Source organism: Methylobacterium aerolatum, assembly GCF_022179085.1.
Classification (GTDB): domain Bacteria; phylum Pseudomonadota; class Alphaproteobacteria; order Rhizobiales; family Beijerinckiaceae; genus Methylobacterium; species Methylobacterium aerolatum.
Genome location: NZ_BPQE01000027.1, coordinates 85,720 through 101,580, shown reverse-complemented (window position 1 = coordinate 101,580; position 15,861 = coordinate 85,720). Strand labels below are relative to the sequence as shown.

The 15,861-nt window shown below is 70.6% G+C and carries 15 protein-coding genes; 9 read left to right on the top strand and 6 right to left on the bottom strand.

The genetic code is table 11. The features are described from left to right. Positions 1-2: 2 nt before the first annotated feature. Together MFF06_RS18320 and MFF06_RS18315 are read right to left on the bottom strand one after the other, a co-directional pair. Entirely contained in the window at positions 3-1,517 is a 1,515-nt protein-coding gene (locus MFF06_RS18320) for a CheR family methyltransferase (RefSeq protein WP_238206622.1), read from the bottom strand. A gap of 5 nt (positions 1,518-1,522) precedes the next feature. Beyond that, positions 1,523-2,074, bottom strand: a complete 552-nt coding sequence (locus tag MFF06_RS18315; RefSeq protein ID WP_238206620.1) for a chemotaxis protein CheW — start codon at positions 2,072-2,074, stop codon at positions 1,523-1,525. Between the two features lie 196 nt (positions 2,075-2,270). Between MFF06_RS18315 and MFF06_RS18310 the strand changes: the two genes are divergently transcribed. The 6 genes from MFF06_RS18310 (at position 2,271) to MFF06_RS18285 (ending at position 8,520) form a co-directional block, all read left to right on the top strand. Then, a complete protein-coding gene (locus tag MFF06_RS18310) occupies positions 2,271-2,534 on the top strand; it encodes a hypothetical protein (RefSeq protein WP_238206618.1) in 264 nt (87 codons plus the stop codon). Between the two features lie 173 nt (positions 2,535-2,707). Then, complete coding sequence (locus tag MFF06_RS18305; RefSeq protein ID WP_238206617.1) at positions 2,708-3,508, top strand: DeoR/GlpR family DNA-binding transcription regulator; 801 nt, start codon at positions 2,708-2,710, stop codon at positions 3,506-3,508. 74 nt (positions 3,509-3,582) lie between these two features. Further along, a complete protein-coding gene (glpD, locus tag MFF06_RS18300; RefSeq protein ID WP_238206616.1) occupies positions 3,583-5,115 on the top strand; it encodes a glycerol-3-phosphate dehydrogenase in 1,533 nt (510 codons plus the stop codon). Between the two features lie 188 nt (positions 5,116-5,303). Next, on the top strand, positions 5,304-6,809 hold the full coding sequence (gene glpK / locus MFF06_RS18295; protein ID WP_238206615.1) for a glycerol kinase GlpK: 1,506 nt from the start codon (positions 5,304-5,306) through the stop codon (positions 6,807-6,809). Between the two features lie 144 nt (positions 6,810-6,953). After that, entirely contained in the window at positions 6,954-7,685 is a 732-nt protein-coding gene (locus MFF06_RS18290) for an MIP/aquaporin family protein (protein ID WP_238206614.1), read from the top strand. Positions 7,686-7,875: 190 nt separating this feature from the next. Beyond that, positions 7,876-8,520 carry a DUF4254 domain-containing protein gene (locus MFF06_RS18285; protein ID WP_238206613.1) on the top strand — a complete coding sequence of 215 codons (645 nt, stop codon included), beginning with the start codon at positions 7,876-7,878 and terminating at the stop codon, positions 8,518-8,520. A gap of 91 nt (positions 8,521-8,611) precedes the next feature. On the opposite strand, the gene MFF06_RS18280 is transcribed toward MFF06_RS18285, so the two are convergent. Both MFF06_RS18280 and MFF06_RS18275 read right to left on the bottom strand, forming a co-directional pair. Beyond that, positions 8,612-10,018, bottom strand: coding sequence for a tetratricopeptide repeat protein (locus MFF06_RS18280; RefSeq protein ID WP_238206612.1), 1,407 nt, complete (start codon positions 10,016-10,018; stop codon positions 8,612-8,614). Further along, positions 10,015-11,436 carry a hypothetical protein gene (locus MFF06_RS18275; RefSeq protein WP_238206611.1) on the bottom strand — a complete coding sequence of 474 codons (1,422 nt, stop codon included), beginning with the start codon at positions 11,434-11,436 and terminating at the stop codon, positions 10,015-10,017. Before MFF06_RS18275 ends, MFF06_RS18280 begins: the two co-directional genes overlap by 4 nt. A 320-nt stretch (positions 11,437-11,756) precedes the next feature. Here MFF06_RS18275 and lipA point away from each other — a divergent pair, with 320 nt between their 5' ends. Then, the gene (lipA, locus tag MFF06_RS18270; protein ID WP_238206609.1) at positions 11,757-12,734 is read left to right on the top strand and encodes a lipoyl synthase; all 978 of its coding nucleotides are present in this window, start codon (positions 11,757-11,759) and stop codon (positions 12,732-12,734) included. Positions 12,735-12,749: 15 nt separating this feature from the next. After that, positions 12,750-13,205 (top strand): type II toxin-antitoxin system RatA family toxin, encoded by a 456-nt coding sequence (locus MFF06_RS18265; RefSeq protein WP_238206607.1) that lies wholly within the window; start codon positions 12,750-12,752, stop codon positions 13,203-13,205. A gap of 136 nt (positions 13,206-13,341) precedes the next feature. Here MFF06_RS18265 and MFF06_RS18260 read toward each other — a convergent pair whose 3' ends face one another. Next, positions 13,342-13,830, bottom strand: coding sequence for a CinA family protein (locus tag MFF06_RS18260; RefSeq protein ID WP_238206605.1), 489 nt, complete (start codon positions 13,828-13,830; stop codon positions 13,342-13,344). Positions 13,831-13,928: 98 nt separating this feature from the next. Here MFF06_RS18260 and MFF06_RS18255 point away from each other — a divergent pair, with 98 nt between their 5' ends. Continuing rightward, on the top strand, positions 13,929-14,318 hold the full coding sequence (locus MFF06_RS18255; RefSeq protein ID WP_238206603.1) for an MAPEG family protein: 390 nt from the start codon (positions 13,929-13,931) through the stop codon (positions 14,316-14,318). Between the two features lie 60 nt (positions 14,319-14,378). Here MFF06_RS18255 and ntrC read toward each other — a convergent pair whose 3' ends face one another. Beyond that, complete coding sequence (gene ntrC, locus MFF06_RS18250; protein ID WP_238206600.1) at positions 14,379-15,848, bottom strand: nitrogen regulation protein NR(I); 1,470 nt, start codon at positions 15,846-15,848, stop codon at positions 14,379-14,381. Positions 15,849-15,861: the final 13 nt, after the last annotated feature.

Here is a 15,861-nt window from a genome sequence, read left to right as displayed (position 1 = left end):
CGTCACGCCGGACCCCGCATCGTCTCACGATCCCCGGCCCGGCTCGACGCCACCGTCGCCAGGGCGAGCGCTACGCCGCCGGCCACGTCCGCGGCCAGCGCCCCGTCCCCCTCGGGCAGGGGCGCATCGGGCGGGAGGGCTTGGCTCAGGGCGCGGGCGTTGTCGAGGGTGCGCCGGGCTTCGCTCCACCGCTCCTGAGCGAGGAGCATCATCCCGAGATGGTAGTGCGCCATCACGAAGTCGCGGTCGAGGTAGAGCGCCGCCCGCAGCGCGCGTTCCGCCTCCGCCTCCCGCCCGAGGCTCCCGGCCACGAGGCCCTCGTAGAAGCGCAGGCGCGGATTCATCGGCTCCGTGACGATGGCCTCCCGCAGGGCCCGCCACGCCGCTCCGCTCTCCCCCGCGTCGGCCAGGGCGCGGACGCGGGCGATCGCCTCCTCCGGTTCGAGGACCTCGGGCAGACCATCACCCGACGGCCCGGCCTCCCCGGTCACTCCGGTCGGCGCGGGCAAGGGGGCCGGCAGAGGCAAGACGGCGGACAGTGCGGCGTGGACCTCCGGCGGATCGGCCGGGATGAACGGCGGGGGCGCGAACGCGGCGGGACAGTCGGGCGCCAGGACGGGCGGGGCGCCGAGGCCGCCGGGCCGGTAGGCGACGGTGCCGGGCAGGCTCAGCGGATCGAGGAAGGCCGAGAAGGCAGGGTTCGGCTCGGCATGGCCGAGCAGCAGCCATCCGTCGGGCCGCAGCCGCTGGCCGAGGCCGCGCACCACCCGCAGCACCGTCGCGGCGTCGAAATAGATGAGGACGTTGCGGCAGAGGATCAGGTCGTACGGCTCACCCTCGACGGCACCGGGCTGGGCCAGGGCGAGGAGGTTGCCCCGGGCGAAGCGCACCATCTCCCGGAACTCCGGCCGCAGGGCGAAGCCTCCCTCGCGGCGGACGCCCGGCCGGGCGGGGAGATGACTGAAATAGCGCAGGCGCTCTTCCGGCGGCATCGTCCGCAGCGCCCACCGGCCGTATTCCGCCGCCCGCGCCGTCGCCAACGCCTCGATGCTGATATCCGTGCCGAGGATGCTCACCCGCCAGTCGGGCAGGGCCTCGCCCAGAAGCTCCCGCACGAGAATCGCGAGCGAATACGGCTCCGCCCCGGTGGAGCAGCCCGCGCTCCAGATCCTGAGGACCTTCTCCCGGGCCCGCGCCTCGACGAGACCCGGCAGGATCGTCGTCCTCAGCGCCGTGAACTGCTCGCTGTAGCGGAAGAAGAAGGTCTCGCCGATGGTGATCTCGGCCTCCAGTTTCCTCCATTCCTCCTCGCCCCGGGCGAGGTCGGACAGGAGGGCGGCGTAGGTGGCGAGGTCGGCGAGGCCCGTCGCCCGGAGGCGCCGGTGGAGACGGTCGAGGAGCAGGTCGTCCTTGTCGGCGTAGTAGGCGTGGCCCGTGCGCGCGATCAGGCGCGTTTTCAGCGCGGGGAAGGCCGGATCGGCGTGGAGATCGCGGCCCTGGCGGCCCTGGCGGCTCATGCGCGTCAGCCCGGCGGGCCAAGGGGAGATGGATCGGGAGAGGAGTCGGCAAGGATCTCGGGAACGGCGGCGAGGCGGGCCTCGGCGGCGCGGGTCTGCGCCGCGATGCGGGCGGCCTCGGCGGCGGTGAGCAGACGCGCGGGATCGAGGACGGGGACGAGGCGGTCGCCGAGGGCGACCGCGCCGGCGACGCACCCGTTCAGGCTCGCCTCCCGCTCCGCCGCGCGGTGGGCCTCCTCAGGGACGCTCACGAGGTCCACGACCCGGTCGACGAGCCACGCGAGGGACCGGTCGCCCGCGAGGACGAGGTGGGCGTAGAGCCCGGCGGCGGCTTCGCCCTCCCGCAACCCGAGGAAGCGGGCGAGGTCGAGGACCGGCAGCGCCCGGCCGCCGAGGTTGGCGAAGCCGAGGAGCCAGCCGCCGTCGGCCGGAGGGCGGCTCAGGGCGGGCAGGGGCAGCACCTCGGCCGCCGCCGAGCGGGGCAGGGCGCATTCCGTGCCGGCGATGTCGAGGAGCAGGTAGGCGCTCGCCTGGGACGCCGCGCGTGGGGCCGACACCGAGCCCTCCCTGGCCGGATGAGACGTTCGTTGAGACAGCGTGATAGATCGCTCCGGCGCAATCGCCAATCTCCGCCGCCGATCCTGTGGGCAAAGGCAACGCGAGCGGAACCAATTCCTCCCAGCGGGTTTCACGAGGCAACGGCGGCGACGCTTCCCGTTCGCGACGCGCTGTTGTCAACGAAGGACAATGCACATGAGGATTCTTCTGATCGGCGCCGCGGCGCTCAGCCTGATCGCCGGCTCGGCCTTCGCCCAGGGCGGCTCGCCCTACAACATGTCGGGCTCCCAGGCCGGTGGTCCGCGCGGCGGGATGGAGCGGGCCGCTCAGGGCGCCGCGATGGAGGCTCCCGGCGCGCCGATGGCCCGCCCGATGATGCGCAAGCGCACCATGCACAAGCGGATGCACCACCACCATCGCAAGATGCATCACCGCCGCTCGATGCGTCACGGCATGTGAGGCCGGCCGGCCGGAGGTCGTCCCCCGGCCGCCGCATCGCAGAACGTCGCAGGCCCGCCGATCCGGCGGGCCTTTTTCGTGGGGGCGACACGGCCGGGCCGTTGCTCCCCCCGCGGCGATTCCGCAGGATCGCAGGCGGACATGTTGCGAAGCGAAAACGAAGGGGAGGGCGCGTGGTCCAACCGAACGAGGGCCGGGTCGAGGCGGGAAACGTCGAGGCGCGGCGGGACGCGATCGTGGTCGCCGTGCGCCAGCGCGGCTTCATGACCATCGAGGCCCTGGCGCTCCAGTTCGGCGTGACAGTCCAGACGATCCGGCGGGACCTCAACGAGCTCAGCGCCGAGGGGCGGCTGGAGCGCTACCGGGGCGGCGGCGGCCTGCCCTCCAGCGTCGAGAACATCGACTACGCCGACCGGCAGGTCACGCTGCTGGCGGAGAAGACCCGCATCGGGCGGCTGGCCGCGAGCCGCATCCCCTCGCACTGCTCGGTGTTCATCAACATCGGCACGACGCCCGAGGCGGTGGCGCGGGAGCTGATCCGGCACGACGACCTGAGCGTCGTCACCAATAACCTGCACGTCGCCCTGTCGCTCGCGGACATCACGGCCTTCCGCATCGTCGTGGCGGGCGGCACCGTGCGCAACCGGGACGGCGCTGTCCTCGGACAACTCACCTGCGACACCCTCGGCCAGTTCCGCGTCGACGTGGCGGTGATCGGCATCAGCGGCATCGACGCCGACGGCGCGCTCCTCGACTACGACTACGAGGAGGTGCGGGCGACGCAGGCGATCCTCGCCCATGCCAAGCGGACCTTCCTCGTGGCCGACCACACCAAGTTCACCCGCCGCCCGCTGGTGCAGGCGGGCCATCTCTCGCAGATCGACACCTTCTTCACCGACCGGCCGCCGCCAGCCGCCATCGTCACCCTGCTCGAACGGGAGGGAGTAGCCCTGGCCGTGGCCGATGACTCATAACGAACATTCAACTTTCGCTTGCGAAAATACGAATCGGGGGTAGGATCACGGCCAACGGATAAACGGAGGAAGCCATGGCGACCGCCTCGCCCCCGCGCGGAGAGCCCGACGCGTACGATCTTCTCGTCGTCGGCGGCGGGATCAACGGCACCGGCATCGCCCGGGACGCCGCCGGTCGCGGCCTCTCCGTCCTGCTCGCGGAGCGCGGCGACCTCGCCGGCTTCACGTCGTCATCGTCGACGAAGCTGATCCACGGCGGCCTGCGCTACCTCGAGTATTACGAGTTCCGTCTCGTCCGCGAGGCCCTGGCCGAGCGCGAGCGCCTGCTCCGCCTCGCCCCCCACGTCATCTGGCCCCTGCGCTTCGTCCTGCCGCACGACGAGGGTCTGCGCCCGGCGTGGCTGCTGCGCCTCGGGCTTTTCCTTTACGACCACTTGGCGCGCCTGCGCACGTTGCCGGGTTCGGAATCGGTCAACCTCCGCCGGTCTCCGGTGGGCCGCCCGCTCCAGGACCGGCTGACCAAGGGCTTCCTCTATTCGGATTGCTGGGTCGAGGACAGCCGCCTCGTGGTGCTGAACGCCATGGACGCCACCCGGCACGGCGCCGAGGTGCTGACCCGGACGGGCGTCGTCTCGGCCCGGCGCGAGGGCGACCTCTGGGTGGCCCACCTGCGCGACGAGCGCACGGGCGGGGAGCGCACCGTGCGCGCCCGGGCGGTCGTCAACGCCGCCGGTCCGTGGGTGAGCAAGACGCTCGGCGGCACGCTGGGGGTCAATTCCCGGGCCGCCGTGCGCCTCATCAAGGGCAGCCACATCGTGGTGCCCAAGCTCTTCGAGGGCGACCAAGCCTACATCCTGCAGCAGCCCGACAAGCGCATCATCTTCGCCATTCCCTATGAGCACGACTTCACGCTCATCGGCACCACCGACGTGCCGTACGAGGGCGAGCCCGGCCCGGTGACGATCTCCCCCGAAGAGACCGACTACCTCTGCTCCTGCATCAACCGGTCCTTCGCCACAAAGATCGGCCCGGCGGACGTGGTGTGGAGCTATTCCGGCGTGCGCCCGCTCTACGACGACGCAGCCGCGAACGCTTCCGCCGTCACCCGCGACTACGTCCTCGACGTGGAGGATGCGGGCGGTCGCCTGCCGGTGCTCTCGGTCTTCGGCGGCAAGATCACGACCTACCGGCGCCTCGCCGAGCACGCGCTGGAGAAACTGGCGCCGTACTTCCCGCATCTCAAGCCCGCCTGGACCGGAGAGGGGATCCTGCCCGGCGGCGACATGAAGGATGCCGACTTCGACACCTTCCTCGCCGACCTGCGCCGCCGTCGCCCCTTCCTGCCGGAGGAACTCGCCCGGCGGCTTGCCCGCGCCTACGGGACCCGCGTGGACGACCTTCTCGGCAGCGCGACCTCCCTCGCCGACCTCGGCGAAGCCTTCGACGGCGGCCTGACGGCGGCGGAGGTGGATTACCTGCGCCGCAACGAGTGGGCGGTGACCGCCGAGGACATCCTGTGGCGGCGCTCCAAGCTCGGGCTCCGCACGGGCCAGGAGAGCGCCGCCCGGCTCGAAGCGTATCTCGCGCGGCGCGCCGAGGCGGCGTGACGCGCCACCGACCACACCGTCCTTGCGAGCGCAGCGAAGCAAACCCGGGCAACGGGACTTTCCGAAGGCGAGGCGTCTCCCCGGATTGCTTCGCTGGCGCGCGCAGAGACGCCGAGACGATCGGGTTCGACTGAGATCTCCCCTCGCAACGAGGGGGAGGCATAAGAAACGTTACGAAGGAGGAGACGATGAGCCGTTACGTCGGGGCCATCGACCAGGGCACCACCAGCACCCGCTTCATGGTGTTCGACCGTGAAGGCACGGTGATCACGCTCGCGCAGGAAGAACACGCGCAGATCTACCCCGCCCCCGGCCATGTCGAGCACGACGCCGCCGAGATCTGGGCGAAGACGCAGAAGGTGATGCGCGACGCGCTGGCCAAGGGGAACCTGAACCCGAAGGACCTCGCGGCCATCGGCATCACCAACCAGCGCGAGACCACAGTCATCTGGGACGCCAAGACCGGCAAGCCCCTGCACAACGCCCTGGTCTGGCAGGATACCCGCAACGACCGTCTCGTGTCGGAATTCGCCCACCAGGGCGGGCGCGACCGGTTCCGCGACCTCACCGGCCTGCCGCTGGCGAGCTACTTCTCCGGCCTCAAGCTGCGCTGGCTCCTCGACCATGTGGAGGGCGCGCTGGCCAAGGCGGAGGCGGGCGACGTGCTGTTCGGAAACGTCGACACGTGGCTCCTGTGGAACCTCACCGGCGGCCCCGACGGCGGCCTCCACGCCACCGACGTCACCAATGCCAGCCGCACGCAGCTGATGTCCCTGAAGACCCTTGAGTGGGACGAGGGGATGCTCAGGGAATTCGGCATCCCCCGGGCGATGCTGCCCAGAATCGTCTCCTCCAGCGAGGTCTACGGCGAGGCGACAGGCGATTTCGCGGGCGTGCCCATCGCGGGCATCCTCGGCGACCAGCAGGCGGCCCTGTTCGGCCAGACCTGCTTTACCCCCGGCGAGGCCAAGAACACCTACGGCACCGGCTGCTTCGCGCTGATGAACACCGGCGAGGAGGCGGTGCCCTCGAAGGCCGGTCTCGTGACCACCCTCGGCTACCGCCTCGACGGGCAGAAGCCGGTCTATGCGCTCGAAGGCTCCATCGCCATCACCGGCGCCCTGGTGCAGTGGCTGCGCGACAACCTGCACATGATCAAGGACTCGGCCGAGGTCGAGAGCCTCGCCGCCACGGTCGAGGACAATGGCGGCGTCTACTTCGTGCCCGCCTTCTCCGGCCTCTACGCGCCGCACTGGAACGAGGGCGCGCGCGGCCTGATCATCGGCCTGACCCGCTACGCCAACCGCGGCCACATCGCCCGCTCCGTGCTGGAGGCGACCGCCTTCCAGACCCGCGAGGTGCTGGCCGCCATGGCGAAGGATTCCGGCATTCCCGTGAAGGAGTTGCGGGCCGACGGAGGCATGGTCGCCAACGGGACGCTGATGCAGTTCCAGGCCGACATCCTCGACGTGCCGGTGGTCCGCCCGAAGGTCTCCGAGACGACGGCGCTGGGCGCCGCCTACGTCGCCGGCCTCGCGGTCGGCTACTGGAAGGGCCTCGACGACCTCAAGCGCAACTGGGGCGTCGACAAGCGCTGGACCCCTCAGATGGATGCCGGCCGCCGGGAGACCACCGCGGCGATGTGGAGCCGGGCGGTGGAACGCTCCTTCGACTGGAAGGCCGACGAGGATTGATCGGCCGTCCCATCGTCTTTGCGAGCGAAGCCGGAGCAATTGAGGGACGCGCCACCTCCTGAAAGGACCCGCCACCCTGGATCGCTTCGCTGCGCTCGCGATGACGACAAGACACTCAACGAAGAAACCAAGGGAGGACACGTCATGGCATCGCCGTTCCTGGGCGAGATGCTGGGCACGATGACGCTCATCGTGCTCGGCGACGGGGTGGTGGCGGGCGCGCTGCTGAAGCGCTCCAAGGGCGAGGCCATGGGCTGGATCGGCATCACCGCCGGCTGGGCCTTCGCGGTGCTCGCCGGGGTGTTCGTGGCGAATGCCACCGGCAGCCCCGACGCGCATATCAATCCGGCGGTGACGATCGGCGGCGCGATCAGCACCGGCGATTACGCGAAGATCGCGGTCTACCTGCCGGCGCAGTTCCTCGGCGCCTTCCTGGGCGCGGTGATCGTGTGGCTGCATTACCTGCCGCATTGGGCTGAAACGCCGGAGCAGGATCTGAAGCTTGCCGTGTTCTGCACCGGCCCGGCGATCCGCAGCGCCCCCGCCAACATGATCTCGGAGATCGTGGGCACCTTCTTCCTCGTCTTCACCATCGCCGCCCTGGTCACGGCCACGTCGGGGAGCGCGGGCGCCTTCCCGCGGGGCGTGGCGCCCTACCTCGTGGCCATGCTGGTCTGGGGCATCGGTCTGTCCCTCGGCGGCACCACCGGCTACGCCATCAACCCCGCCCGCGACCTCGGGCCCCGCATCGCCCACGCCGTGCTTCCCATCGCGGGCAAGGGCTCCTCCGATTGGGGTTACGCCCTGATCCCCGTGGCCGGACCTGTCGTGGGTGCGGTCCTGGCGGGGCTGTTCGTGCGGATGCTGAGCCTCTGATCGGGCGCCAGTCGATGTTCGAGGGCAGAAACACAATCGAAGATTGTTTGCGTCAATTATTCTCAATCCTCGAACAGTAGTACCGAAGATCGAAATCGATGAGATAGGCCGGATTGCCACGGGGGCGATCCGGCATGATCACCGCAGTTCCACCAACCCTGGCCGGCCTCACGATGGCCGCGAAACGCCCGTGACCGGCCCGGACCACTCCGCGATCCTCAGCGTCGAGGTCGCTGCGTTCCACGATGAGGCCGTGGCGGCCTTCTTCGGGGCGGGCTGGGACCTGCCGGGCGGGGTCGACGCCCTCTGGCGCGCGCTGGCCGACAACCACCGCCACAACATGCTGCTCTGGCGCGAGGAGGATCTCTCCCGCCGCCGTCACGTGCCGGATGCGGCCATCGCCGCCAACAAGCGCGCCATCGACCGCTACAACCAAGCCCGCAACGACGCCGTCGAGCGGATGGACGACCTGTTCGCCGCCGCCCTGGGCGACAGGGCACGGCCCGGCGCCCGCCAGAACAGCGAGACACCCGGTTCGATCATCGACAGGCTCTCCATCGCCAGCCTGAAGATCTACCACCTCGGCTGGCAGACCCTGCGCGCGGACGTGGACGACGCCCACCGCGAGGCCTGCGGGGCGAGACAGCGGCGCATGAGCCTGCAACGCTCGGTGCTGGCGGGCTGTCTCGACGCGCTGCTCGCCGAGTGCCGCGAGGGCACGGCCCGCTTCGGTCTCTACCGCCAGTTCAAGATGTACAACGACCCCCGGCTGAACATGGCGCTCGTGGCGGAGGGGGAGCGCCCGGCGCCCGCCCTCGGCACCGCGCCGCCCTGAACCCGATCCTGCTGGGATCACCGCGCCCGGTCGTCACGGCGCGCGGAGGAGGCGATCCGGGATCGCAGGGCCGCCCCGCGGGCAGGCCGGATCAGCCGTCTCCCGTGTCGGAGTTGGGAGGCGCGAACCCGGCGACGAAGGCATCGAGTTCGCGGTTCATCCGCGCGACGACCCCCGGCCAGTCGCCCATGGTGGGCTGGCGGACCACGGTGGCGCAATCGGGATAGAGGTGGGAGTGGCCGTCGCTGTTCAGGTGGCGGGCGGCCAGGGCCCTGCCGGCCAGGAGCCACGCGCGCGTCCCCAGAGCCCCGGCAAGGTGGAAGGGCCACGCGCAGATGCTCACCATCCCGTCGAGCCGGGCCACCAGCGCCCCCGCATCGTCGAAGGGCAGGTCGTCGTCGGCGATGGTGACGTCCCCGTCGAGCCCGGCTTCGATCAGCCGCCGCAGGCCGAAGCCCCGTTGCAGGATCACCCAGTGGACGTCCCGCCGGGCGAGGAGGGGGACGAGGCGCGCCAACGGCACGCTCTTCATCTGGCCCTGGTGCTGGTCGCTGTGCCAGTACAGGCCGAGGCAGGGTCGCCCCGCCGCCTTGGCCCGCATCCGGGCGGTGAGGCCGTCGGCGATGGCGCTCGGCGGCGGGCTCATGTAGCCGCTCGGCTTGCGCGCGCCACCGCCGTTGAAGTCCGCCCGCATCAGGCCGAAGGTGGTGGTCCAATGATCGCTGCGCGCGATGATGGCGTCGATCTCCACCGCGGGCACCACCTCGTCGAACCCGGCGCTCATCAGGAGCTTGCCGTAGCGCGCCATCGCCACGGCGGTCAGGTGCCGCGCGCCGAGGCGTTTCAGTTGCGCCACATGGCCTGCCAACTGGAAGAAGTCCCCGTGGCCTCCCCAGGACAGGACGGCGACGGCCTTGCCGTCCAGGGGCTCGTCTTCCCACAGCTTCTCGATCGGCTGCACGCCGGGCTGGTGTGCCCGCGCCAAGGCCCGGCTGGAATAGGACAGGCTGAGGGGCAGGCCCGCCGGATCGCCCAGCTCCATCATGACCTCCCCGAGGATAAAGCTGGCGAAGGGATCGCCGGGAAACTCGCGCAGGATTGCCGCGAAGGCCGCGCGCGCCTCGTCGAGGTATCCGGCCTGCCGCAGGATTCGCGGCGGCCAGCACCGGTCGGAGGCGTAGGGGGAGCGCGTCAGTTCGTCGAGCAGGGTGAGAAAGGGCCGGACGATCGCCGGATCGTTCACCTGGGTCGCGCAACTCGCGAGTTGTTCGAGGATCGTGATGCGCTCGAAGAGGCTCAGCGCCGGGTTGCGCAGGAGGCGCAGGCACTGCTCGATCGCGCGATCGAACTGCAACTGCATCGCGAGGCTTTCCGCGTAGGCGATCCGGAGGGCACGGGCATTGGGGTCCGCCCGCAGCGCCGGCTCCAGGATGGCCTCCGCCGCCTCGAACTCACCCTTCTTGATCAACGCCACGGGATCGGTCGGCATCTCGCTCATCGCTGGGCCATGTCCTGTTCGGGCGCGCCCGTCCGGCGCGTCGGCACGAAGGCGTCGAGTTCGTCCTTGAGGCGCGCGATGGCGCCCGGCCAATTGCCGATCCGCGGCTGCCGGACGAGGCTGGCGCAGTCCGCGTAAAGGACGGAGTCGCGTTCGCGGTCGAGGTGGCGGCAATCCATCACCCGGCCGGCCAGCAGCCACGCGCGCACGCCCAGCGCTCCGGCAAGGTGGAAGGCCCAGGCGCAGATCGAGGCGACGCCGTCGAGCTGCGCCATGACGGCGGCGGTGTCGTCGAAGGACAGATCGTCCCCGAGCACGGTGGCCTCCGCGCCAAGCCCGCACGCATGGAGCCGCCGGAGGCCGAAGCCGCGCTGCAGGATCACCCAGTGGACGTCCCGCCGGGCGAAGAGCGGCCACAGGGCGGGAAGCGGCACGCTCTTGTGCTCGCCGAGATCGCGATCGCTGTGCCAGTAGAGCCCGACGCAGGGGCGCCCCGCCGCCCGCTCCCGCATCGCCCGCGCGAGGGGCGCGGCGACGGCGCTGGGTGGCGCCATGAGGTAGCCGCCTCGCCCGGTGACCTCCCCCGACAGGACCGCGACGCGCTTGAGGCCGGGCACCGGCACCCAGAAGTCGCTCCGGCCGATCACCGCGGCGGCTTCGGAGAAATCGATCACCTCGTCCACGCCCGCGCCGGCGACGAGGTGGCGGCCCTTCGCGCCGATCACCGCCGTAACCCTCCGGGCGCCGAGCCCCTTCAGGCGGGCGGCGTAGCGGATGCAGTCGAACATGTCGCCGAAGCCGCCGTGGGGGACGAGGACGATGGATCGGCCCGCGAGCGGCTCCCCCTCCCAGATCCGCTCCGGCGGGTGGACCGGGGCGTGGAAGGTGCGGAAGAAGGCCCGGCCCATCAGCGCCATCTCGAGGCGCAGGCCCACCGCGTCGCCCATCTCCTGCATGGTCTGGCCGAGGATGCCGGTGACGAGGGGATCGTCTGGGACCTCCGCGTGCAGCGCGGCGAGGGCGTCCCGGGCCTCGTCGGTGGCGCCGATCCGCGCGAGGATCCGCGGGTGCCAGCACCGCTCCACCGGGTGGGCCGCCCGCTCCAGGCCGGCGGCCGCGAGGTGAGGGCGGACGAGATCGGGATCGCCCACCTGCGTCCCGCAGCAGGCCATCACCCGGAGCGCGCCCAGCCTCTCTCCCACCCCGCAATCGGCCCGGTGCAGGACATGCAGGCTGGCCTCGATGGCGCGGCCGAAGCACAGTTGCTTGGCCAGCGCCGTCGCGTAGGCGAGGCGGAGAGCCGGCCCGTCCTCTCCGGCCGTGAGGGCTGTCTCGGCGATGGCTTCGGCATCCTCGAAGGCGCCCGCCGCGATCGCCCGGAGGGCGGCATCCAGGGTCGTGTCGTCGTTCCCGGTCATGGAGAGGATGAGGCGTGTCGGCTCGTGTCGCGCGCTAGCAATACGGCCAACGGCCGTTAATATAGAGCTATCTTCGTCAATCGACATCGGCAATACAACTGTAAACTATAAAATACTTCGTAATACACTTTGCGATAGCGAAAATCCGCGCCGCGTGGCGGCCGCCGAGGGGCGGCCTCTGTCGCACGGCGACGGCCCGGCGGGCCGACGACATTGTTTCGCGGCCGTTGCGCCGGAGCGCCACACCCATTTGCGGCGACGGCCCGAACCGCCTAAGTCAGGGCCATCCCGTCCCGCGCGCTCGCGCGCCCAGGTGTGACATGGCCGTCGTCCTCGACATCCTGAAGAACGATCCGCGCCCGCCGCGCCACCCGGAGAAGGCGCACCGGCCCGATCAGGCGGTGGCCCTCAAGAAGCCGGACTGGATCCGCGTGAAGGCGCCGGGCTCCAAGGCCTGGGGCGAGACCCGCGCCATCGTACGCGAGCACGGCCTCGTCACCGTCTGCGAGGAGGCGGGCTGCCCCAATATCGGCGAGTGCTGGGAGAAGCGGCACGCCACCTTCATGATCATGGGCGACACCTGCACCCGGGCCTGCGCCTTCTGCAACGTGCGCACCGGCCTGCCGGACGGCCTCGACGCGGGTGAGCCGGACAAGATCGGCGACTCGGTGGCCAAGCTCGGCCTGCACCACGTGGTCATCACCTCCGTGGACCGGGACGACCTGAAGGATGGCGGCGCGGAGCATTTCGCCCGCACCATCGCGGCGATCCGCCGGGCGAGCCCCGGCACCACGGTCGAGATCCTCACGCCCGATTTTCTGCGCAAGGACGGCGCGCTGGAGGCCGTCGTCGCGGCCAAGCCCGACGTGTTCAACCACAACCTGGAAACGGTCCCTTCGAAGTACCTGACGGTCCGCCCCGGCGCCCGCTACTTCCACTCGGTGCGGCTGTTGCAGCGGGTGAAGGAGCTCGATCCGGCGATCTTCACCAAGTCCGGCATCATGGTCGGCCTCGGCGAGGAGCGGAACGAGGTGCTGCAACTGATGGACGACCTGCGCTCGGCGGACGTGGATTTCCTGACCATCGGCCAGTACCTCCAGCCGTCGAAGAAGCACCATGCGGTGATGCGTTTTGTCCCGCCCGACGAGTTCAAGGGGTACGAAACCACGGCCTACGCCAAGGGTTTCCTTCTCGTCTCGGCGACGCCGCTGACCCGCTCATCGCACCACGCCGGCGAAGATTTCGCCCGGTTGCAGGCGGCCCGCAACGCCAAGCTCTCCCCTGCGCTCTCGGCCTGAGAAAGTCCGTTCGGAATGCCATCCTTCCGGGTCACGCGCCGGGTGCGGCACACTGCCCAGCAGATGTACGACCTCGTGGCGGATGTCGAACGCTATCCGGAATTCCTGCCGCTCTGCGAGTCCCTGCGCGTGGTGCGCCGCCAGGACAGGCCGGAGGGCGGGCAGGTGCTGATCGCGGAGATGGGCGTCGGCTACAAGGCGATCCGCGAGCGGTTCACCACCCGCGTCTCCCTCGACCCCGCGGCGAAGAAGATCGTTGCCGAGTACATCGACGGCCCGTTCCGGCACCTCGAGAACCGCTGGTCGTTCAAGGACGCCGAGGGCGGGACCTGCGACATCGACTTCTTCATCACCTACGAGTTCAAGAGCCGGACGCTGGGCCTGCTCATGGGCACCATGTTCGACCGCGCCTTCCGCAAGTTCACCGACGCCTTCGAGGGCCGCGCCGCGCGGATCTACGGCGCGGCGTGAGCCCAGGGGCTTCGCCCCTGGACCCCACCGAAGGACCGGGTCCTTCGGGATCCCTGATCGTGGGCGCTTTCGATCCGCGGTCAATCGCTTCGCAAAGACGGGGCCGGCGTACGATCCGGGCTTTCCCGAAAGCGCGCTAAAGCGCCCCTTCCAGCAAACCCAACGCGTCCTCCACAGCCGCCCGGCGGATGCCGGCCCGGCCGAGGTCGCCGTAGCGGCGCTCCAGATGGTGCGTGCCCCCGGGCGAGGCCACGGCGAGGTGGACGAGGCCCACGGGCTTGTCCGCGCTGCCGCCCCCCGGCCCAGCGATGCCGGTGATCGCCACGGCCACGTCGGCGCGGGAGGCGGTCCGCGCCCCCTCGGCCATGGCCTTTGCGACGGGCTCGCTCACCGCGCCGTGGGCCTCAATCAGGCGCGGATCGACGCCGATCGCCTCGGCTTTCGCCGCGTTCGAGTAGGTGACGTAGCCCCGCTCCACGGCCGCCGACGAGCCGGGGACGGCCGTGAGCAGCGCCGCCACCAGCCCCCCGGTGCAGGATTCGGCGGTGGCGAGCGTGCGCCCGGCGGCGGCATAGGCCGCGACGAGGCGCTCCGCCCTGGCGAGCAATTCCGGATCGTCGATCATCGTGACAGGACTCCCGCTGGGCGAGTGCGCCCTATCTCGTGATCGCACCGGTTCGACGCCGCGTCACCGGGCGGCACAGACAAGGACAATGCGACGCCATGATCTTCCCCGCAACGACCGCCTTCTATGCCGGGGTGCTGGCCCTCGTCCTCGTCGGACTGTCCGGCTGGGTGATGGCGGGGCGCCTCGCGGGCAACGTCCTCCACGGTGACGGCGGCGACGCCGACCTGCAGAAGCGCATCCGCAGCCAAGCGAATTTCGTCGAGTACGTTCCGATCGCGCTCATCCTGATCGGCCTGCTCGAAGGGCGGGGTACGGGTCACGGCACGATCCAGGCCCTGCTCGTCGCCCTGCTGGTCGGCCGCCTGCTGCATCCCGTCGGTATGTTCGCGCCGGCCAACTCCCCCCGCCAGTTCGCCTGCCGCGGCGGGGGCATGGTCCTCACCTTCGGCACCATCGTGGTCGCGGCGGTGATGCTGTTAGTGTGAGGCGGGGCGTCGCCGCCAGGCCTTACCGCGACGGCTCATCGCCCTCGTGGGCGGAGCCCATCACCGCGCGCTGCGAAAGACCTGCAGATCGAGGTCGCGGACCTTCTTGCGCAGGGTGTTGCGGTTCACGCCGAGCAGTTCCGCCGCCCGGATCTGGTTGCCCCGGGTGGCGGCCAGCGCCGCGCCGATCAGCGGGCCTTCGATCTCCCGCAGGATGCGATGATACAGGCCGGGGGGCGGGAGGGTGTCGCGGTAGCCGGAGAAGTAGTCCGACAGGTGCCGCTCCACCGCGCTCGACAGGCTCTCGGACTCGCCGGAGGTCTTGCGCGCCGCGCCGTTGGCTCCGCCGGGCGGGGGAGATTGCGTCAGGGGCAGGGTGTCGAGCTCGGCCTCGATCACCGGCCCGGTGATCGTCTCCTGCGGGTAGAGGGCCGCGAGGCGACGCACGAGGTTTTCGAGTTCGCGGACGTTGCCCGGCCAGCGGTAGCGCTTGAGCTTCTCCATCGCGTCGCCGTCGAGGGTCTTGCGGGTCAGGCCCTCGCGCTCGACCAGCACGAAGAAGTGGCGGACGAGGTCCGGCACGTCCTCCGAGCGTTCCCGCAGCGCCGGGAGCCGCAGCGGCACGACGTTGAGCCGGAAGAACAGGTCCTCGCGAAAGATGCCCTGCTGGATCGAGACCCGCAGGTCCTTGTTGGTGGCGGCGATGATGCGCACATTGGTGCGGATCGGGACCCGGCCGCCGACGGTGGTGTACTCGCCCTGCTGGAGCACCCGGAGGAGGCGGGTCTGCGCCTCCATCGGCATGTCGCCGATCTCGTCGAGGAACAGGGTGCCGCCCTCGGCCTGCTCGAACCGCCCCGCCGAGCGCTGGAGCGCCCCGGTGAAGGCGCCCTTCTCGTGGCCGAACAGCTCCGATTCGATGAGGTCGCGCGGGATCGCGGCCATGTTCACGGGCACGAAGGGGCCGGTGCGGCGGCGGCCGTAATCGTGCAGCGCCCGCGCCACCAGTTCCTTTCCGGTGCCCGATTCGCCGGTGATCATCACGGTGAGGTCGGTGGGCATCAGCCGGGCGAGCGCCCGGTAGATCTCCTGCATGGCGGGCGAGCGGCCGACCAGCGGGATGTCCTCGTTCTCGGGGCCCGCCCCCTGGGCCGGGGCGCCGCGCGGCCGGGACAAAGCGCGGCCGACGATGGCGATCAGCTCCTTCAGGTCGAAGGGCTTGGGCAGGTACTCGTAGGCCCCGCGCTCCGAGGCGCGGATGGCGGTCATGAAGGTGTTCTGCGCGCTCATCACGATGATCGGCAGTTCCGGCCGCACCCGCTTGATGCGGGGCAGGAGGTCGAACACGTTCTCGTCGGGCATCACCACGTCGGTGATGACGAGGTCGCCCTCGCCCTGGGCGACCCACCGCCAGAGCGTGGCGCAATTGCCCGTGGAGCGGACCTCGTAGCCCGCCCGTGACAACGCTTGGTTCAGCACCGTGCGGATGGCGGCGTCGTCGTCTGCGACGATGATGTGGCCGTTCGGCATGACAGTTACTCGG